Genomic DNA, 20,056 nt, shown 5'->3' on the forward strand with positions numbered 1-20,056 from the left:
CACTGAGCACAACACGATGAACCCAACCATCATGGAGTTCACCCATGCAGGACAACGATCTTCACCCTGCTCGCGTCATCACGGGCACGCTACCGGACGGGTCCCTCGCCGACCTACACCTGTCCAGCGGCGCCGACGGGGTGGTGCGCGTTCGCTCCATCCAGTCGCACCGCCCTGACACCGGAGCCACGGTGGACGGCCGACTTGATCTGCGCGGTCATGTTCTGACCGCCCCGGCCGCCGAACCCCACGCCCACCTCGACAAAGCGCTGTCCTGGAGGGAGCTTGCGCCACCGCTGGGAGATCTCGACGACGCGATCGCCTGCTGGCGAGCCGGCAGCGTGAGCCTCACCGAAGACTCCTTTCGTCATCGCGCCCTGACCGCAGTTGCCGCAATGCTGCGCAACGGCATCACGGCCATCCGCACCCACGTTGACGTGCTCGATGATGAGGACCCCCTGCGCGGGGTGCGGGCGCTGCGTGACGTCCGCGACCGCCTGCGCGGTCTGGTCGACCTGGAGATCGCGGTGCTGGCGGGCCCCGGCACGCCGACCCACCACATCGAAGCTGCACTCGAGGCCGGCGCCCAGATCATCGGCGGCGCGCCGCACATCGCCGATGGCCCTGTCGATGAGGTGATCCGCCTGGTCGATCTCGCCGAAAAGCACGGCACGGGAATCGATCTACACGTCGACGAGTTCCTCGACGGGGACCATCTGACGGTCAGCGCCTATGCAGAACGCGTCACCGACTGGCCCGCATCGATGTCGCGGACGGCGGGACACTGCAGCCGCCTGGCCACTCTGCCCCCTACAGAACTGGACAAGGTGGCAGCCCAACTGGCCCGCGCGGCGGTGTCGGTGGTCGCCCTACCGATCACCAATCTGTACCTGCTGGGCCGGCACGGCAGCTCGACCGGCCGTCGCGGCATCACCGCCATCGACGTGCTGCGCCACCACGGCGTGCTGGTAGCGGCCGGCGCCGACAACATCCGCGACCCCTTCAACCCGGTGGGACGCGCCGACCCACTGGAGACCGCCTCGCTGCTGATCACAGCCGCCCACCAAACCCCATCGGCTGCATCGGAACTGGTCACAAGTTCGGCCCGGAAGGTACTCGGTCTCGACCCGGCCGGACCGCAGGTCGGCGCCCGCGCCGACTTTCTCGCGGTGCAAGGATCCGATCTTCTGGACGTCATCGCCGCCGCACCCGCCGACCGAGTTGTGATCGTCAACGGGGCCGTGGTGGCGCGCACCGCCACCACCAGCTGGTCGGCCCTGCCGACATCGCGGCAGCAGCAGATCCCCGCCCCCTGTGTGATGGAGAACGTATGAGTTCGTCGGACACCGCCACCAGGCCCAGCCTGGGCCACCCGCTCGTCGGCTTCGAGCACAGCAGCCTCACCTACCCGGACGGCACCCACGCGCTGCAGGACGTCAGCCTGACCGTGCGCGAAGGCGAATTCGTCAGTGTCGTCGGACCTTCCGGTTGCGGGAAATCCACCCTGCTGCGGTTGTCGGCCGGGCTGGAGACCATCACCGACGGCTACCTGCAGTGCGGCGCCAAACGCATCGGCTATGTCTTCCAGGACGCCACCCTGCTGCCCTGGCGCTCCGTGCAGGACAACGTCGGGTTGTTCGGCGAACTCGACGGTGTGGCCCGGGAGGAACGCCGCGAACGGATCGCCGCGGCGATCGCCACGGTGGGGTTGCAGGGCTTCGAGAACCACTTGCCGCACATGCTCTCCGGTGGGATGCGCATGCGGGTGTCACTGGCCCGGTCCCTGACCCTGGATCCCGACCTGTTCCTCTTCGACGAACCGTTCGCCGCACTCGACGAGATCACCCGGGAACGTCTGGGCGTGGAACTCGGTGAGCTGTTCTCGGTCAAAGGCTTTGCCGGATTGTTCATCACGCATTCGGTGTCGGAGGCGACCTTCCTGTCCAGCCGGGTATTGGTGATGTCCGGGCGTCCGGGCACCATCGTCGACGAGGTGGAGATCCCCTTCCCCTATCCCCGGCCGCTCGACCTGCGGTTCACGCCGGAGTTCGGCGAGCTTGCCGGCCGCATCTCCCGCGCACTGCGGGAGGCCCACGCATGACCGCCACCGACCAGCAGCAGCCCACCACCGGTCAGAAAAGCCCAGCTGCAAGCCATTCCGGTCAACGGCCCCGGCCGTTCACCGCGCTGGCCGCCCCGTTGTTCGTCCTGGTCCTGGTGGTCGGGGCGTGGTACTTCGTGAGCTACGTCGTCCTGGATCCCGGCCGGCGCTTTCTCATGCCGCCGCCGCATCTGGTCATCCTGGACGGCATCCTGGGCGACTCCGCACCGGACATGCTGGAGGCCCTCGGCCGCACCGGCACGGTGGCGCTCACCGGCCTGGCGATCGCGGCGGTCATCGGGATCACCTGGGCGGTGATCATGTCGCAGTCACAGATCATGGAGAACGCACTGTTCCCCTATGCGGTGATCTTGCAGTGCATCCCGATTCTCGCCCTGGTGCCGCTGGTCGGTTTCTGGTTCGGATTCGGCTTCACCGCAAGGGTGTTCGTCTGTGTACTGATCGCGCTGTTCCCCATCGTGTCCAACACTCTGTTCGGCTTGCGTTCCGTCGACCGACAGATGCGGGACCTGTTCGCCCTGCACCACCCGAGCCGGGTGACCGTGCTGCGCAAGCTGGAATTCCCCGCGGCGATGCCGGCGATCTTCGCCGGACTGCGTATCTCAGCCGGGTTGTCCGTGGTGGGCGCCATCGTGGGCGACTTCTTCTTCAAACAGGGCAGCGCCGGTATCGGCATCCTGATCGACAACTACCGCTCGCGCCTGCAAGCTCCGGAACTGTTCGCCTCCATCGTGCTGGCCTCCCTGCTGGGAGTCCTCGTGTTCTGGTTCTTCGGCTGGCTCGGCAACCGAGTTGTCGGCCGCTGGTATCACCGCTGACCCCTCCCCGCCGACGAAAGGCAACCCATGCACCGGCCCACCTGGCGCCACGTGTCCACCACCTCCGCTGTGCTCGCGACGCTGGCGCTGACCGCAGCGTGCAGTTCCGGCGAAAGCACCGAGTCATCGGGTTTCGCCGGTGAGATCGGGCCCGTCGACCTCAGCACCGACTGTCCGGCGAAGGTCGTCATCCAGACCGACTGGAACCCCGAGGCCGAGCACGGCCACCTCTACCAGTTGCTCGGCCCCGACCCGCAGATCAACGCCGAGAACAAGCGGGTCTCCGGGCCGTTGTTCGACCGGGGCCAGTACACCGGCGTCGACATCGAGATCCGCGCCGGCGGTCCGGCAATCGGATTCCAGTCGGTCACCTCCCAGATGTACGCCGACCCGGACATCTTGCTCGGGTACGTGGACACCGACCAGGCCATCCAGAACTCCGAATCCAACCCGACCACGGCGGTGATGGCACCACTGGACATCAGCCCGCAGATCATCATGTGGGACCCTGCCACCTACCCCCAGGTGCAGGCCATCGCCGACCTCAAAGCCACCAACGCGCGGGTGCTCTACTTCGAAGGCGCCACCTACATGAGTTATCTGACCGGCGCAGGCATTCTTTCGCCGGACCAGGTGGACGGCAGCTATGACGGCAGCCCGGCCAATTTTGTCGCCGACGCCGGCAAGGCCGCGCAACAGGGGTACGCCAGTTCGGAGCCGCAGCTCTACCTCGAGGAGGTCGAAGGCTGGAACAAGCCCATCGACTACCAGCTCATCCACGACGTCGGCTACCCCATCTACAAGTCGGCGATGGCGGTGCGCTCAGCTGACCTGGAAGCCAACAGCGCCTGCCTCGAGCAGCTGGTCCCGGTGCTGCAGCGCGGTGCCGTCGACTATCTGGCCGCACCTCAGGCCGCCGACGCGGTGATCCTGGATGCGGTCGGCCAGTACAACACCGGCTGGGTCTACTCCCAGCGCAACGCCGACTTCGCCAAGGAGGCGATGGTGGACCTCGGACTGATGGGCAACGGACCCAACGCCACCATCGGTGACTTCGATGCCGAACGCGTGCAACGCGTCATCGACATCACCACCCCGATCTTCACCGATCAGGGCACCGCGCCCGCGGACGGATTGTCACCGGAGACGGTGGCGACCAACCGATTCATCGACACCTCGGTGAGCCTGGCGTCATGACGGCCCCCGTCATCGCGGTCAACACCGACGAGGGGCGGCCCGATTTCGGCCCCGATGACGTCGACGCCCTCTCCGACGACCTGTTGGCGCTGCTGGGTCCGCGCGGGATCAGTGAGTTGCCCCGCGCCTTGGCGCGGGCCGGACGCGACGGTTCCAGCATGAGCCCAATTCTCTCCGCCCAGGATCTCGGCACCCCGGACCTGGTCTGCTACCCCCGCAGCGCCGACGTCGTACCGGCGATCGTGCGGGCGGCGGTGCGCCGCGGGGTGCCGATCACCACCCGCGGCAAGGGCACCGGCAACTACGGACAGGTGATCCCGCGCTTCGGCGGGCTGGTGCTGGACATGACGTCGCTGACCGAGATCGGTTCGGTCACAGAGCGCAACATCACCGCCGCAGCCGGAGCCCGCATGATCAACCTCGAACAGGCCGCGTGGGCTCAGGGCCGCCAACTGTGGATGTATCCCTCCACCGTGCAATCCACGCTGGGCGGGTTTCTGGGCGGCGGATCGGCCGGCACCGGAACCATCGTGCACGGGCGCAACCACGAAGGGTTCGTCGACGCGCTGGATGTCGTCTACGGCACCGAGGACGCCACCCTGGTCCACCTCGAAGGCGACGAGGCACAGCCTTTTGTGCATACCTACGGGGTGGCCGGCGTCATCGTCGGCGCAACCGTCCGGGTGGAGCCGCTGCAGCAATGGCGATGCCTGTATGCCAGTTTCGACACCCATCGCGCCGCGTTCGAGGCAGCATTTCAGGCCGCGAACGTCGAACCGAAACCACGGCTGCTGTCTGCCGACGGCCCCATGATCGTCGACGCCCTCCCGAACGACCCGGCGCTGGTGACCGGTCGCGCCAGCGTGCGCGGGATCTTCGACGCTCGGGTGATCGATGAGGTCGCCAATCTGCTGACCAGCGCAGGAGGACGGGTGGAAGCGGTCCGCGACGGTCTCGCCGAGACCGTCAAGCTGTCCACCCTGTCCTACAACCACCCCACGTGGTGGCTGCAGAAAGCGCAGCCGCACAAGTGGTTCCACATGGAGGTCCGCGGCAATGCGCTGGTCACCCGGCTCGACGAAGTGGAGCGCGTCTACGACGGCGGCATGCTGCATCTGGAGGTCGGGCATCAGATGATGTTCGGGATGCTCAACGGCATCTACCACAGCCCCGAGCAGGTGATCGCCGGCGTCGCGGCGCTCGAGGAGCTCGGGGTCGGGGTGCACTCACCGCATCAGTGGTATGTCGACCTGGACGCCGAGCGGGTCCGCGCGCTGGCCGCTGTCACCGACCCCAAGGGGTTGCTGAACCCGGGCAGGTGGATGTGACCCGGCGGTACGCCGAACTCACCACCGAGCAGGTGGGCCAGGTACTGTCGCGGGACTCGGTGCTGGTGTTGCCCACCGGTGCGATCGAACCGCACGGTCCGCACCTACCGCTGGCCACCGATCTGATCGTCGCCGAGGCCCTGTCGAGCGCCGTCGTCGAACGGGGAGCCGCTGCCGGGCATGATGTCTGGCTGCTGCCCGCGCTGGGCTACACCAAGTCCGACGAGCACGCTCACCTGCCCGGCACCATCTGGCTGCGCGCCTCCACCTTGTTCGACACCATCGTCGACATCGGATCCGCACTCGGCGCCACTCCGGCGCGTCGGGTGCTGTTCCTCAACGCGCACGGCGGCAACTCGGCGCTGCTGGAGGTCGCGGCGCGGGAACTGCGGCGCCGTTTTGATCTGCAGACCTTCTTCACCGCCGGACCGGGGGCGGCCGGCCCCACCGAACGTGGCCTCGGCATCCATGCCGGCTGGGCGGAGACGTCGATGATGCTGCACCTGCGCCCCGATCTGGTGCAGCTGGACAAAGCCACCGCAGCAGTGGCCGACGCGGTGGCCGACGCCGTCCATGTGGGATTCACCAAAACCGTTCGGTTCGGCTGGCTGGCAACCGATTTCACCGAATCCGGGGTGATCGGGGACCCCACCGGCGCCGACGCCGACAGCGGCGCCCGCCTGTTCGAGGAGCGCGTCGACACACTGGTGGCGGCTCTGGCGGAGATCTCCACCTTCGACCCAGGACGGGTGGCCCGGTGATCACCACCAGTGGCGTCGAGTTCGGAACCGATTGCGACCCCGACGAATACCGGACGGTCGACCCGATGAAGCTGTTGCGCCGGTGGCTTCCCGGACAGGACAGCCCACCACCGCTGATGGCGCTGGCCACGTGCGCCGGCGACGACTACCCGCGGGTGCGGCACGTGCTGCTCAGCGAGGCCGATGACCGCGCCGTCTACTTCCACACCGACAGCAGATCCGCGAAGGTGGCCGAACTGACAGCCCGTCCGCGCGCCGCGCTCGCACTGGCGTGGCCGCTACACGGGCGGCAAGTGGTGGCGCACGGTGACGTGCACCCAGCGCCGGTCGCCGAACTGGCCCGCACCTTCAGCCGGCGCCCACGCTATCTGCAACTTCTGGCGTGGCTCAATGACACCGACATGGCGGAACTTCCCACGTCGGAGCGACACCGCCGATGGGCCGATTTCGACATCGCGAACGCCACTCTGCAGCCACCGGCCACGTGGACCGGCTTCGGAGTGGAACTGCGCGTAATCACATTCTGGCGCGCCGACACCCAGGGGCCGTCCCAGCGGGTCCGGTTCACCAGGGACAGAGGAACGTGGCAGTCCGAGGTGCTGCCTGGATGACTGCGGCAGCTCGCGTCAGGATCTACCCGGCGGCGAACAGCTTCTGCATCCCGGTGATGTCGAGAACGCGATTCAACTGCGCGGGCCGGTTGTCGAGATGCAGTTCCATACCCGCCGCCACAGCCTGGCTGTGCGCGGTCAACAAACTGGCCAGTCCCGCGGAGTCGAAGAAGCGCAGTGCCGCCATGTCAACACGGAGGTGCCGCAGTCCGCGCGCTCTGGCGGTGAGGTCGGCAACGGCTCTGACGAAGACGTCGGTGCTGCCATAGGCGAGATCACCGGTCACCTGGATGATGGCCGTCAGGTCGTCACCGTTGATGGTGACGTCCACGTTCACGCGGCCACAACGCGATGGGGGCCGCCGTCACTCGGAGTCATGCGAGGGCATCTCCGCGGGTGTTCGTCGCTCGGCGATGGCCGCGAGGCGCCAGGTGCACTCCCGGTTGCGCGGAAAAGCCGCGGCCAACGCGACCCTCTGGGGGACCCATCCCATCGGTGCCCCCACGGGCACCTCGGACATCTCGATCCGACAACCACCGCCGTCGACGTCGAACAGACGAATGGTGATTCGGGCCTTGCCGAGCGGTCTGCCTTTGGCCAGCAGCACCAGCTCACGTTTCGGTACGCACTCCTGCACCACCGTGAGATCGTCGAGCAGCAGCGGCCACACACCGACCGAGTGCCGAATGGAGCTGCCCACCTGCGGCCAGTTCGGATCGACAGCACGCATCCGACTGTTGCCCACCACCCATTGGGAATAGGTCCAGCCGTCGGCGATCACCGCCCACACCTGCTCGCGGCTGGCCTCGGTGTCCCGCTTCACCGTCAGCGAGCTTTCTATCTCCAGATGTTCAGCCACCAGTTCTACCTCTCTGTCATCGTCCACCCACCAGGGCGGCGGTGACCCGATTGGCGACGGCTCGTTGTGACTCCGGTGGCCCGCTCTGCGCCGCCATGTCTCGGAGCTACCCCGCGGAGACGGCTTCAAACCGGTGCTCCAACCCTGCGGGGAACCTCGAGAGCACACATACGCCCAGAAAGATTGACAGTCAATACTTCTGGCAGGACCCGCTTGCATGCGGATTTGACGAGTGGGTAATCACCCGCGCATGACAGACTCCCGCACGCACGACGGCAAACCTGACACCGTGGTCATCTTCGCTCCCCTGCCCGTCCTGACGGTGACCGTGGAGAGCCGTTCGGGCGAGGACGACATCCACGTCCACGCCGGCGGCCAAGGCGTGTGGCAGTCCCGCATGGTGTCGTCGCTGGGTGTGCCCACCGTGCTGTGCGCCGCGCTCGGCGGTGAGACCGGCTCGGTGCTGGGCCACCTGCTCCCCACCACCGACGTCACCGTCCGCAGTGTGCTGGTCAGCTGCCGCAACGGGGCCTACGTCCACGACCGCCGCACCGGCGACCGCGACATCATCGCCGAGAGCCCCGGCAGCGCGCTGGACCGCCACGAACTCGATTCGCTCTACGAACTGACGCTCACCGAGGGGCTGACCCACGGCCGGGTGCTGCTGTCCGGGCCTCAGGACGACCGCGTGATCCCTGCCGACCTGTACCGGCGCCTGACCAGCGACCTCGGGGCCAACGGGTGCAAGGTCGCCGCCGATCTCGCCGGGGAGCGCCTCGAGGCGGTGCTCGCTGGTCAACCGGACCTGGTCAAAGTCAGCCACGAAGAGCTCCTCGACGACGGCCGGGCCAAGTCCGACGAACCGGAGGACCTGGTTGACGCGATGCGCACGATGCGCGACGAGGGCGCCAACACGATCGTCGTGTCCCGGTCCGGGGCCGCGCCCGCGCTGGCGTTGTTCGACGATGACGAGGGCGAGGGCAGCATCGTGGAGATCGTCATGCCCAAGCTGGAGCCGGCCGACCCCACCGGCGCCGGGGACTCCATGACGGCGGGCATGGTGGCCGCCCTGGCCAGCGGCCGGACTCTGCGCGAATCGCTGCAGATGGGTGCCGCGTGCGGGGCGCTGAACGTGGTGCGCCACGGGTTGGGCACCGGCGGCGCCAAGGCCGTGGCGACGTTGGCCGAGCGGGTTGAGCTGAGGCAATGGTCATGAGCCGTCGGGTACTGGTGACCAATGACGACGGCATCGACTCCCCGGGCCTGCACGCCCTGGCGGCCGCGGCACGCGACGCGGGGCTGCATGTGGTGGTGGCCGCACCCGCCGAACAGGCCAGTGGTGCCAGCGCAGCATTGACCGCCGTCCGCCGCGACGGCCGGACCGTGGTGGAGCGCCGGGACGTCCCGGCGCTTCCCGGCATCGAGGCGTGGGCAGTACACGCCCAACCCGCGCATATCGTCGCCGCGGCACTGGGCGGCTGGTTCGACCCCCGGCCCGACATCGTGCTCTCCGGGATCAATCACGGCGCGAATGTCGGTCGCGCGGTACTGCATTCGGGCACCGTCGGGGCGGCACTGACGGCGAAGATCAGCGATACCCGGGCCCTTGCGGTGTCTTTGGACGTGGCGCTGCACCCCACCGGGGAACGCTTCTGGGAAACCGCGGCGGGCCTGGTGGCACCGGTGCTGCAGTTGCTCCTGGACTCGCCCGAGGGCACCGTCCTGTCACTCAACGTCCCGGACCGGCCGCCCTCTGAGGTGGGGCCGCTGCGCCACGCCACGCTGGCGGTCGGTGGCGCCGTCCAGACGCGGGTCGATGAGGTACGTGACGGCGACGTGCGATTGGCCGAGGTCGAGATCTCCGAGGAACCGGAGCCCGGCACCGACAGTGCTCTCCTGGCCGCCGGGCACCCGACGCTCACCGAACTGCGATCCGTCGAGGCGCACGACAGCGGGCTGGTGCAGAACTGGCTCGACTGAGAAATCCCCGGGGCTCAGCTGTCCTCGGACAACAAGCCCTCGATCATCGCGGTCGGGTCGAGACCGAAGTCACCCGCGGCGGCGAACATCGCGGCCCTGCCGATGGGGAACGAGTCCAGCATCCGGGAGATGTCCACACCGTCGGGCATGACCGCCGGGCCACCGTCACCCATCATCTCGCTGAACAGGCTCATCAGACGTGGACCTGCCACGGGGTGGGCCAGCACCTCACCGATGGTCGAATTCCGCGAGAGTGGCAGCAGCACAGCGTCTCCGGTGAGGTCCACCGAGACCGAGGTTCGGATGTCGCGGCTCGAAGCCGCGACGTCGACGCGGTAGCTGCCGCCTTCGACGATCCAGCTGTCCACCCGGATGTCCCAGTACGCCAGGTCCTTTCGCCGAATGGTCAGGCCGACCTCGCGGCACTCCCCCGGTTCCAGCACCACCGAGGTGAATGCCTTCAGCTCGCGCGGCGGACGCGTTATCCTGCTGTCCGACAACGCCGTATAGGCCTGCACCACCTCGCGACCCGGCACGTCACCGACATTGGAGACGAGAACCCGGATCTCGACGTCACCCGCAGGAGTCGTGGTCGCAACGGCCTGGCCGTATTCGAAGGTGGTGTAGGACAATCCGTGGCCGAAGGGAAAGGCGACGTCGAGGTCACGGGCGTCGTACCAGCGGTAGCCGACGAACAACCCTTCGCCGTAGCGTACATGTGAGTGCTCGCCGGGAAAGTCGAGGTAGGCGGGGCTGTCGGCCAGCCGCAGCGGGATGGTCTCGGTGAGTTTGGCCGACGGGTTGACCTCGCCGAACAGGATGTCGGCGGTGGCGCCGCCGCCGGCCTGGCCGAGCAACCATGCCTCCAGGATGGCCGGCACCTTGGGCGCGAAGGGCAGCGCCACCACGCCACCGTTGGACAACACCGCCACCGTGTTGGGGTTCGCGTCCAGCACCGCGTCCAGTAGCGCGAGTTGCTCGGCGGGCAGGTCGATGTCCACGCGGTCATACCCTTCCGATTCCGTGGCCGCGGGCAGTCCGAGGAACACCACGGCGACGTCGGCTCGCGCGGCCGCAGCCACCGCTTCGGCACGCAGGTGCTCGGCGGGCTGTGCGCCGGACAGGTCGAACCCGGCGGCATGGGTGACCTTTCCCGCGGCCAGAAGCCGGATTTCGTCGAGCGCGTTGTCGAGTCGGGTGGGGTTGATCAGCGACGAGCCCGCACCCTGATACCGGGGCTCGGTGGCAAACGCGCCGATGACCGCGACGTCGGCGTCCCGGGCCAACGGAAGCAGACCGCCGTCGTTTTTCAGCAGCACGATCGACCGCCCGGCCGCCTCACGCGCCAACCGGTGGTGCGCGTCGACGTCGACGGGTCCGGCCGCGGAACCGGCACCCGCCAGCACCTTGCGGACCAGGCCGAGTACCCGCGAGGCCGAGCGGTCGACCACCGACTCCTCGAGCCTGCCGTCGCGCACCGCGGCGACGATCGCGGCATCGGTGACCCCACCGGATGACGGCATCTCCAGATCCATCCCTGCCTCGATGCCGGCCACACGGTCGTCGACAGCACCCCAGTCCGAGACCACCAGACCCTCGAAACCCCATTCCTCACGCAGCACCGTCGAGAGCAGCCATCGATCTTCGGACGCGTACACACCGTTGATGCGGTTGTAGGAACACATCACCGTCCACGGCTGCGCCTCTTCGATCACCCGCTGGAAACCGCGCAGATAGATCTCCCGCAACGGGCGGGGATCAACATCTGCGCTCACCCGCATCCGATCGGTTTCCTGGTTGTTGGCGGCGAAGTGTTTGAGCGAGGCCCCGACACCCTGGGATTGGATGCCCGCCACCATCGCGGCGCCGAGTGTTCCGCTGATCACCGGGTCCTCGGAGAAGTACTCGAAGTTACGCCCGCACAGCGGAGAACGTTTGATGTTGACACCCGGCCCCAGCAGCACACCGACCCTCTCGCTCGACGCCTCCACGCCGAGCGCCCGGCCCACCCGTCGCACCAGGTCGACATCCCACGACGATCCCAGACCCACCGCCGGTGGAAAGCAGGTCGCCGGGATGCTGTCGCCGATGCCGAGGTGGTCTCCACCCTCGCGTTGTTTACGCAGTCCGTGCGGGCCGTCAGTCAGCATGATCCACGGAACATGCACCCGGTCAATCGGTTTGGTGTACCAGAAGCCGGCACCACTGGCCAGCGCCGCCTTCTCGTCGAGAGTCAGGGCATCAACGGACACGTCATCGAGGGACACGTTCCCACCCTGCCACGCTCGACCCCGGTCGGTGGATCACCCGTGGTGGTGGGTGGTGCGGGCGGCCCCCTCCGAGCGAGAGAGTGGTCAGCCGCGAGCACCCCGCAGGGGCACCGTTCAGCGTTGCGCGCCGACCGTTTGATCAGCAGGCGCGGCGTCCTCCGACAGGCCGCGCAGTGGTCCGGCGAGACGGGCGAGCAGCGGGATCAGCGCGGCGGTCACCGCCAGCGCGGCGGCGACGACGGCGGCGCCGGCATTGCCATACGCGTCGGTGACCACGCCCGCGATGGCCGTACCGACGGCCCCGCCCACGAGCGCACCGCTGTTGAGCCAGCCGAACGCCTCGGTGACCGCGTGCTCGGCGATGTCCCGGGACACCATGAGGTACAACGCCGAAAGTGCCGGTGCGAAGCCGAGCCCAGACAGGAACAGCATCACGAACTGAAGCGCCAGGGTCTCCGCGATACCGAAGGCCGCTGTCCCCAGGGCGACTGCGGAAAGCGCGGCGACGAGGCCGGGCAATCCGAGCTTGCGGTGACCGAACGTCAGACCGCCGATCAAGGACCCGAGGCTGGCCACCGCGACAGCCGCACCCGCCACGATGCCGTTGCCGCCGTGCTCGGCGACGATCCCGACCTCGAGCGCCATGAACGACGCAACCAGCGCCAGGCTGGCGAGCATTGCGGTGATGAGCGTCCGGTTCAGCAGAACCGCGCCGAAAGCCCGGCTCTGACGCGGGATCGATGGCCGTATCCGGCGGGCGCTCATCAGGAACCAGCTGGTGCCCACCAGCGTGATTCCCGCCGACAGGACAAGCGGTAGCGCCGTCGACAGGGTGGACGACAGCAGAGTTGCCGCCACCGGTCCGATCACCCAGATCAGTTCCTGCGCGGTGGTGTCCAGCGCGAACAATGCGCGCACCCCGGCGGGCGCCACCATGTGCGGATACAGCGCACGAACCACCGGCATCAGCGGCGGTACCGAGGCGCCGACGAGCACGCCGAGCGCCATCAACAGGAACGGGTGAGGGCCGGCGACGGCCAGCGCAACCATCGCCACGGCGTTGACCAGCGCCGCTGTCACCAGCGTCGCGACGCGACCGAATGGTCGTACCAGCCTGGCCGTCATCGGCATCGCTATCGCCTCGCCGACGCTGACGCAGGCCACCACCGCCCCGGCACGGGCGTAGGACCCGGTCTCGGCCTCGACGTGGATCAAAATGGCCAGCGAGAGCATCCCGAGCGGCAGGCGCGCAAACAGTTGCGAGGCCGTCACATTGAGCACGCCCGGTACCCGGATCAACTCCCGGTAGGCCCCCATCACCGCCCTCTTCTCGTTAATTCGCGCCCTGCCAAGCCAACCGGCTTACTATACCGTCCAGCCGGTACAGTAAACCGCGCCGTATGGTTGGCCGATGACGTCCGCCCGGGATCGGATCCTCGACGCTTATGCGGATCTGCTCGCCGTCGAGGGCGAGCGCTACGCCACCCTGGACGCTGTGGCCGGCAAAGCCGGGGTCTCCAAAGGCGGACTTCTCTACCACTTCCCCTCCAAAGACCGCCTGGCCGCGGCGCTGTGCGAACGACTGGCAGAGCTGGCTGTGCGGGACGCCGAGGCGATGCGCACCGCAGCCGAAGGACCGGCGCGGTATTACGTGCGCTCCTCCCACTACGCAGGCACACCCCTGGACCGCGCCATCGTCGCCGTGTCGAGACTGCGGCAGGCCGGCGACGCCACCGCCCGGGCCGTCATCGACGCGGCGTCGGCAGAGTGGCTGTCGATACTGCACGACGCGCTCGGCGATCTGGACACCGCGCGCGCCATCAAGCTCATGGGCGACGGGCTCTACTACAACGCCCTGCACCGCGCCCTCGGCGGCTTCCCTGACACCACCGAAGCGGACGAGGGCTTGTTGGCGGTGGTCGACCGCATCACCGGTCGCGCCGACTCCCGCTAGCGGAGCCAACCTCGACAGGGCGCTATTGTGACCTGAATCACATCGCGGTGTCATTGTGATCCAGGTCTTGCATCATCACGTCTGTTCGCCCTAGTATTCCGTGTCAACGAACAGTTTGTTCGCTGACACGTAAGTTCTTTGTTACCAATGAGAAACGGACGGACGCTGACATGGACTCGGGGCTTCGGGCTGTGGACGCCGCATCGTCGGCGGGTGACGCCGTCACGGGTGCGCGGATCAGGGAGTTCCGTCAAGCCCGGCAGATCAAGCTTCGGGAGCTTGCGGGCCGGGCGGGCATCTCACCGGGGTTCCTCAGCCAGGTCGAACGGGGACAGGCCAACCCGAGTGTGGGCACGTTGCGCCGGCTTGCCGAAGAACTGGGTGTCACGCTGCCCGACCTGTTCACCGATCAGCAGGCCAACGACATCCGGATCCTGCGTAAAGAAGCCCGGTCCGTCATCGAGGTCTCGGAGTCCAGCGCCAAATATCTGCTGTCGCAGAAGCCACTGCGCAATGTCGAGGTCTACGCCGCGGAGTTCGCGCCGGGAGCCAGTGCCGGCCCGGCCTATGTGCACGGCGACGCCCAGGAGATCCTCATCGCCGTCGTCGGAAGTCCCACCCTCGAACTCGACGGCACCACGTATCAACTCCACGCCGGGGACAGCGCCGAATATCGGACCTCGATCCCCCACACCGTCCACAACCTCAGCGACGAACCGGTCGAACTGCTCTGGATCGTCAGCCCACCGACCAACTGATCGCATCCCCACCCGAAGGAGATTCGCATGACAACCACACCCATCCGCCGCGTTCCGCTCGCCCTCACTGCGGCCGCCGTCATCACGGCTGTCACTGCGGCGTGCTCGGCCTCGAGCCAAGCACCGTCGACGGAGCTCGACCTGGGCAGTGGCCCGCCGCAGGCCGGCACCGTCAAAGCGGGCGCCCTCGATGGCGTGACGCTCACCTTCGTCTCCTACGGCGGCATCTTCCAGGACGGCCAGACCAAGGCCGCCATCGAACCCTTCGCCCAGGAGTCCGGTGCCACCGTCCTGCAGGACGGCCCTACGGAGAACTCCAAGATCAAGGCCCAGGTGGACTCGGGCAACGTGACCTGGGACGTGGTGGACACCACCAATGTCTTCTCCGCCAAGAACTGCGGCGAGCTGTTCATGCCGATCGACACCAGTATCGTGGATACCAGCAAGATCCCCGAAGGTGCGCAGACCGACGAATGCTCGGTCCCGGCAATGGGATACGGCTTGATCGTCGTGTACAACACCGAGAAGTACGGCGCCAACCCGCCGAAGACCTGGGCGGATTTCTACGACACCGCGAAGTTCCCCGGCAAGCGCGGCATGCAGGGCATCTCCGGCGAGCTGGACCCGGGGGTCTTCGAGGGAGCCCTGCTGGCCGACGGTGTCGCCGCCGACGCGATCTACCCGATCGACGCTGAGCGGGCCCTGGGGAAGATGTCCAGCATCCGTGACGACTTCGTGTTCTGGACCACCGGCGCCCAGGCGCAGCAGCTCCTCGAAGCCGGCCAGGTGGATATGGCGCTGCTCTGGAGTGGCCGGGCCTACTCCGCGGTGAAGAACGGCGCCCCCTTCGCCCCTATGTGGGACCAGTGGATGCCGGAGGCGGACACCATCGCCGTGCCCAAGGGCGCCAAGAATCCCAAGGCCTCGATGGCGTTGATCAATTACTACCTGGGCGCCGAGCAGCAGGCGAAGCTCTCCGAGCTCACGTCGTACAGCCCGATCAACGTCGACGCCAAGCCGCAACTCGACGAGCTGGCCCAGGCCTACCTGACCACCTCGCCCGAGCGGCTCGCGGACCGCTTCCCGATCGATCTGCCCTGGTGGGCCGAGAACCAGGACGCCATGATCACCGCGTACACCGACTGGCTGGCCGGCTGAGGCTGATCCGTCATGTCGATGGTGCAGGTTCTCTCAGGAGGTGCGCCGCCCGCGAGTCGGACGGCGCCCTCGGGCAGTCCCTCGGAGCGCCGCGGCAGCCTGGCGCTGCTGTTGCCGGCGATCGTCTTGATTCTCGGAGTGTTCGCCCTCCCGCTGGTGGTGATGGTGTGGCGGGCCTTCAGCGATCCAGTGCTGGGTCTGGAGAACTTCCAGTGGTACCTCGGGGACGCCACCCAGCGGCGGGTGCTGTTGCGCACCTTCACCACCGGCATCGAGGTGACGATCATCTGCCTGCTGCTGGGCTACCCCTTCGCCTACGCGATGGTGGCGTTCGGGCCGAAGATGCGCATGCTGCTCACTGTCATTGTGCTGGTGCCGTTTTGGACCAGCCTGATGGTGCGCACGTTCGCCTGGGTGATCCTGTTGCAGGACGGTGGCCCCATGCAGCAGCTGCTCTCGACGGTGGGCCTCGGTGACGTGCAGCTGATCCGCACCAACCTGGGGGTGGTGATCGGCATGAGCCAGATCCTGCTGCCGTTTATGGTGCTGCCCCTGTACGCGGTGATGTCCGGCATCGACCGCCGCCTGGTGCTGGCCTCGTCCAGTCTGGGCGCACGTCCGGTGGTGTCGTTCTTCCGGGTGTGGCTCCCGCTGTCCGCAACGGGGATCGGCGCCGGGTGCCTGATGGCCTTCATCAGCAGCCTCGGCTTCTACGTGACCCCGGCGCTGCTGGGTGCACCCGATGACGCCTTGATCAGCCAGCAGATCTACGGACAGGTGACCAGCATGCTGGCCTGGGGACGCGGCGGCGCCATGGGCGTGGTGCTGCTGCTGATCACCCTCCTGGTCCTGGTGGTCCTGATGTATCTGTTGCGACGCGGCCGGAAGGAGCAGACCGCATGACCCGCAAGATCACTGCGATGTGGCGTGGGTTGCTGCTGCTGTTCTGTGCAGTGGTGTCCCTGTGGCTGATCGCCCCCTCGCTGATCGTCATTCCACTGAGCTTCACCGATCGGCCATCGTTCGCCTTTCCGCCGAATGGGTGGTCCACGCAGTGGTACGCCAACTTCTTCAGCGATCAGTCGTGGCTGGCCGCGTTGCAGGCGAGCCTGGTGGTCGGCGTGCAGGTCACCATCGTGGCCACCGTCTGCGGCACCGCGGCGGCGGTGGCACTGAGCCGCAACCGGATTCCGGGTCAGCAGGGCATCCGCGCACTCCTGTTGGCGCCCATGATCGTTCCGGTGATCGTCGTGGCCATCGGGCTCTACGCGCTGTTCCTGCGGCTGAACCTGCTGGGGACCACGCTCGGCTTCGTGACCGCGCACAGCGTTTTGGCGCTGCCGTTCGTCATCATCCCTGTGATGGCCAGTCTGCAGGGTTTCGACCGGCGCCTCGAGGACGCCGCGGCGATCTGCGGTGCGGGCCGGTGGCAGACGTTCCGCACGGTGACGCTGCCCTCGGTGGCACCGGGAGTGCTGTCCGGGGCCCTGTTCGCCTTCGCCACCAGTTTCGACGAGGTGGTGTTGTCGCTGTTCATCCAGAGCCCGTATCTGCAAACGCTGCCGGTGAAGATGTATGCGTCGGTCACCCGCGACACCGATCCGACGATCGCCGCCGCGGCCACCTTGATCCTTGCCCTGACGACGGGATTGACTGTCGTGGCGGGCATCTACACCAGTTGGAGAAACCGTGCCCGCTGACCAGACCCCGCACGGCGCATCGATCGAGATGCGCGGACTGACCAAGAGATACGGTGCCATCACCGCGGTCGACTCCATCGACCTGGAGGCCCGCCCCGGCGAATTCCTGACCCTGCTCGGGCCGAGCGGTTCAGGCAAGACCACCACGTTGAACATGATCGCCGGCTTCGTCGACGTCACCGAGGGCGACCTGCGCATCGACGGCCGACCCGTGTCCGACCTGCCGCCGTTTCGCCGCAACATCGGCATGGTGTTCCAGCACTACGCTCTCTTCCCGCACATGACGGTGGCCGACAACGTGGAATACCCTCTGCGGCAACGCAAGGTGGGCAAGGAGCAACGCCGAGTCAAAGTGGCGCAAGCGCTGGAGACCGTGGGACTGGCGGCGTTCGGCAAGCGGATGCCCAAAGCGCTCTCCGGCGGCCAGCAACAGCGGGTGGCGCTGGCCAGGGCCATGGTGTACGACCCGCAGGTCCTGCTGATGGACGAACCGCTCGGTGCACTGGACAAGAAACTGCGTGACGCACTGCAATTGGAGATCAAGCGCATCCACGGCGAGCTCGGCACCACGTTCGTCTACGTCACCCACGACCAGGACGAGGCATTGGTGCTCTCGGACCGGATCGCGGTGTTCAACAACGCGCGCATCGAGCAGATCGGGACTCCCAGCGAGCTCTACGAGAACCCCGCGAGTGTGTTCGTCGCCCGCTTTCTGGGAGAGTCGTCGCTGTTTCATGGCACAGCAGAAGGCAACGGTGAGGTGAACAGCGGAGGGCACCGCATCGTCGCCACCCGGGGCGAGGCGACGCCCGGCACGGACGTCGCTGTGGTGGTTCGCCCGGAACGCATTGTCATGGAGACGGGTACCGACCGTCCAACCGCAGTGAACGCGGTGCCCGGCACCGTCATCCAGGACATCTACTTCGGCAGCTCACGCAAGGTCGAAGTGCGCCTGCAGGACGGCTCCACCTGCCTGGTACGGGAAAGCGCCGGCAGCATCACCGCCGTAGAGCCCGGCCAGCAGATCTGGCTCACCTTCGCACCCGAGAATGCGGCGGTGCTCCCCGCCGACCCCGCCTGATCACCGACCACCTGATACTGAAGAAGGAAACCATGTCATCCCTCGCTACCACCACGGGCATCCTGTCCAACGACTTCATCAACGGTGGTGTGTCGTACTGGTACCGCGCTTCGGGCTTTCCCGCGTCGCGCCCGCCGCTGCCGGGGTCACAGGAGGCCGACGTCTGCATTGTCGGCGCGGGTCTGACCGGACTGTGGGCCGCCTACTACCTCAAGCGGGAACAACCTGATCTGCGCATCGTCATCCTGGAGAAGGAATTCGCCGGCTTCGGCGCCTCCGGGCGCAACGGCGGCTGGCTGTCGGCCGAGCTCGCCGGATCCCGTGACGCCTACGCCAAGACCCACGGGCGCGATGGTGTCGTCACCTTGATGCAGGCCATGCGCGACGCCGTCGACGAGGTCATCTCGGTGGCCGAGAAGGAGGGCATCGACGCCGACATCGCGAAAGACGGCATTCTGCACGTCGCCCGCAACCGCGCACAGCTGGATCGCCTCCGCGAAACCATTCCCTACGAACAGCACTGGGGCGCCGCCCCCGAGGACTTCGTGGAGCTCGATGTGGAGCAGACGGACGCCCGGATCCGGGTCAACGGCGCCCTGGGCGGTCTGTTCACCCCGCACTGCGCCCGGGTGCAGCCGGCGAAGCTGGTGCAGGGGTTGGCTCGCGTGGTCGAGGGCATGGGCGTCGCCATCTACGAGCACACCACCGTGACAGCCATCGAGCAGGGCCGTGCGGTCACCGACCGCGGTACGGTGCGAGCGCCGGCAGTGCTGCGCTGCCTCGAAGGCTTCACCGCCAGCATCCCTGGTCAGCGCCGCGAGTGGCTGCCGATGAACTCCTCGATGATCGTCACCGAACCGCTTCCGGACTCGGTCCTGAGCCAGATCAACTGGCGCAAGGCAGAACTGCTCGGTGATTACGCCCACGGCTACATGTACGCACAGCGCACCGTCGACAACCGGATCGCCCTCGGTGGCCGGGGAATTCCCTACCGGTTCGGGTCACGCACCGACGACCGTGGCGCCACTCAGCACTGGACCATCGAAGCGTTGACCGCGTTGACGCACGATATGTTCCCGGCCACCCGGGACGTCCCGATCGCGCACGCCTGGTGCGGTGTGCTCGGCGTCCCGCGCGACTGGACCGCCACGGTGGACTTCGATCACCGCACCGGACTGGGCACGGCGGGCGGCTACGTCGGAAGTGGTTTGACCACCACAAATCTGGCCGGGCACACGCTGGCCGACCTGGTACTGCGCAGAGACAGCGCCTTGACCCGGCTGCCGTGGGTGGGGCGTCGGGTGCGCCGTTGGGAGCCGGAACCGTTGCGGTGGTTGGGTGTGCAGGGCATGTATGCGATGTACCGCACCGCCGACCGGCGTGAGTTCGCCGACGAGCACCCACGCACCAGCCGGCTCGCCCGCATCGCCAACACCATCGCCGGTCGCTGAGCGGCGTG

The 20,056-nt window shown here is 67.4% G+C and carries 20 protein-coding genes; 16 read left to right on the plus strand and 4 right to left on the minus strand.

Translation table 11 applies throughout. The annotated features are described in order from the left end of the window. Positions 1-44 precede the first annotated feature (44 nt). Genes G6N58_RS25625 through G6N58_RS25655 form a run of 7 tightly spaced genes read left to right on the plus strand, consistent with a single transcriptional unit; the run spans position 45 to position 6,837 of the window. Positions 45-1,334, plus strand: a complete 1,290-nt coding sequence (locus G6N58_RS25625; protein ID WP_115280989.1) for an amidohydrolase family protein — start codon at positions 45-47, stop codon at positions 1,332-1,334. Next, positions 1,331-2,101: an ABC transporter ATP-binding protein gene (locus tag G6N58_RS25630; protein WP_115280988.1), complete on the plus strand. Its 771-nt coding sequence runs from the start codon at positions 1,331-1,333 to the stop codon at positions 2,099-2,101. Before G6N58_RS25625 ends, G6N58_RS25630 begins: the two co-directional genes overlap by 4 nt. After that, positions 2,098-2,940, plus strand: a complete 843-nt coding sequence (locus tag G6N58_RS25635) for an ABC transporter permease (protein WP_115280987.1) — start codon at positions 2,098-2,100, stop codon at positions 2,938-2,940. Before G6N58_RS25630 ends, G6N58_RS25635 begins: the two co-directional genes overlap by 4 nt. 27 nt (positions 2,941-2,967) lie before the next feature. Further along, positions 2,968-4,137 (plus strand): ABC transporter substrate-binding protein, encoded by a 1,170-nt coding sequence (locus G6N58_RS25640; protein WP_115280986.1) that lies wholly within the window; start codon positions 2,968-2,970, stop codon positions 4,135-4,137. Continuing rightward, on the plus strand, positions 4,134-5,465 hold the full coding sequence (locus G6N58_RS25645; RefSeq protein WP_115280985.1) for an FAD-binding oxidoreductase: 1,332 nt from the start codon (positions 4,134-4,136) through the stop codon (positions 5,463-5,465). The genes G6N58_RS25640 and G6N58_RS25645 overlap by 4 nt, the downstream gene beginning before the upstream one ends. Then, entirely contained in the window at positions 5,462-6,226 is a 765-nt protein-coding gene (locus tag G6N58_RS25650; RefSeq protein ID WP_232068002.1) for a creatininase family protein, read from the plus strand. The genes G6N58_RS25645 and G6N58_RS25650 overlap by 4 nt, the downstream gene beginning before the upstream one ends. Continuing rightward, complete coding sequence (locus G6N58_RS25655) at positions 6,223-6,837, plus strand: pyridoxamine 5'-phosphate oxidase family protein (protein ID WP_308213276.1); 615 nt, start codon at positions 6,223-6,225, stop codon at positions 6,835-6,837. The genes G6N58_RS25650 and G6N58_RS25655 overlap by 4 nt, the downstream gene beginning before the upstream one ends. A gap of 22 nt (positions 6,838-6,859) precedes the next feature. Here G6N58_RS25655 and G6N58_RS25660 read toward each other — a convergent pair whose 3' ends face one another. Together G6N58_RS25660 and G6N58_RS25665 are read right to left on the minus strand one after the other, a co-directional pair. Continuing rightward, on the minus strand, positions 6,860-7,174 hold the full coding sequence (locus tag G6N58_RS25660; RefSeq protein WP_232068003.1) for an STAS domain-containing protein: 315 nt from the start codon (positions 7,172-7,174) through the stop codon (positions 6,860-6,862). Between the two features lie 27 nt (positions 7,175-7,201). Next, on the minus strand, positions 7,202-7,699 hold the full coding sequence (locus G6N58_RS25665; protein ID WP_435406202.1) for an SRPBCC family protein: 498 nt from the start codon (positions 7,697-7,699) through the stop codon (positions 7,202-7,204). Positions 7,700-7,946: 247 nt separating this feature from the next. On the opposite strand from G6N58_RS25665, the gene G6N58_RS25670 reads away from it, so the two are divergent. After that, positions 7,947-8,912: a 1-phosphofructokinase family hexose kinase gene (locus G6N58_RS25670; protein WP_115280982.1), complete on the plus strand. Its 966-nt coding sequence runs from the start codon at positions 7,947-7,949 to the stop codon at positions 8,910-8,912. After that, positions 8,909-9,676, plus strand: a complete 768-nt coding sequence (gene surE / locus G6N58_RS25675; RefSeq protein ID WP_115282064.1) for a 5'/3'-nucleotidase SurE — start codon at positions 8,909-8,911, stop codon at positions 9,674-9,676. Before G6N58_RS25670 ends, surE begins: the two co-directional genes overlap by 4 nt. Positions 9,677-9,690: 14 nt before the next feature. On the opposite strand, the gene G6N58_RS25680 is transcribed toward surE, so the two are convergent. Next, positions 9,691-11,943, minus strand: a complete 2,253-nt coding sequence (locus tag G6N58_RS25680) for a glycoside hydrolase family 3 C-terminal domain-containing protein (protein ID WP_232068005.1) — start codon at positions 11,941-11,943, stop codon at positions 9,691-9,693. A 117-nt stretch (positions 11,944-12,060) separates the two neighbouring features. Further along, on the minus strand, positions 12,061-13,263 hold the full coding sequence (locus tag G6N58_RS25685; protein ID WP_115282062.1) for an MFS transporter: 1,203 nt from the start codon (positions 13,261-13,263) through the stop codon (positions 12,061-12,063). A 94-nt stretch (positions 13,264-13,357) separates the two neighbouring features. On the opposite strand from G6N58_RS25685, the gene G6N58_RS25690 reads away from it, so the two are divergent. The 7 genes from G6N58_RS25690 to G6N58_RS25720 all read left to right on the plus strand — a co-directional run bounded on the left by G6N58_RS25690 (position 13,358) and on the right by G6N58_RS25720 (position 20,048). Next, a complete protein-coding gene (locus tag G6N58_RS25690) occupies positions 13,358-13,900 on the plus strand; it encodes a TetR/AcrR family transcriptional regulator (protein ID WP_115280981.1) in 543 nt (180 codons plus the stop codon). 170 nt (positions 13,901-14,070) lie between these two features. After that, positions 14,071-14,658, plus strand: a complete 588-nt coding sequence (locus G6N58_RS25695) for a type II toxin-antitoxin system RelB family anti-toxin (RefSeq protein WP_115280980.1) — start codon at positions 14,071-14,073, stop codon at positions 14,656-14,658. A gap of 27 nt (positions 14,659-14,685) precedes the next feature. Beyond that, positions 14,686-15,816 carry an ABC transporter substrate-binding protein gene (locus tag G6N58_RS25700; protein WP_115280979.1) on the plus strand — a complete coding sequence of 377 codons (1,131 nt, stop codon included), beginning with the start codon at positions 14,686-14,688 and terminating at the stop codon, positions 15,814-15,816. A gap of 12 nt (positions 15,817-15,828) precedes the next feature. Then, positions 15,829-16,719 (plus strand): ABC transporter permease, encoded by an 891-nt coding sequence (locus G6N58_RS25705; RefSeq protein ID WP_115280978.1) that lies wholly within the window; start codon positions 15,829-15,831, stop codon positions 16,717-16,719. After that, entirely contained in the window at positions 16,716-17,516 is an 801-nt protein-coding gene (locus tag G6N58_RS25710) for an ABC transporter permease (RefSeq protein WP_068917256.1), read from the plus strand. Before G6N58_RS25705 ends, G6N58_RS25710 begins: the two co-directional genes overlap by 4 nt. Further along, positions 17,506-18,597 (plus strand): ABC transporter ATP-binding protein, encoded by a 1,092-nt coding sequence (locus tag G6N58_RS25715; RefSeq protein ID WP_115280977.1) that lies wholly within the window; start codon positions 17,506-17,508, stop codon positions 18,595-18,597. The genes G6N58_RS25710 and G6N58_RS25715 overlap by 11 nt, the downstream gene beginning before the upstream one ends. 32 nt (positions 18,598-18,629) lie before the next feature. Continuing rightward, positions 18,630-20,048, plus strand: coding sequence for an NAD(P)/FAD-dependent oxidoreductase (locus G6N58_RS25720; RefSeq protein ID WP_115280976.1), 1,419 nt, complete (start codon positions 18,630-18,632; stop codon positions 20,046-20,048). Positions 20,049-20,056 lie beyond the last annotated feature (8 nt).

It is taken from the genome of Mycolicibacterium tokaiense, assembly GCF_010725885.1.
In the GTDB taxonomy this organism is placed as follows: Bacteria; Actinomycetota; Actinomycetes; order Mycobacteriales; family Mycobacteriaceae; genus Mycobacterium; species Mycobacterium tokaiense.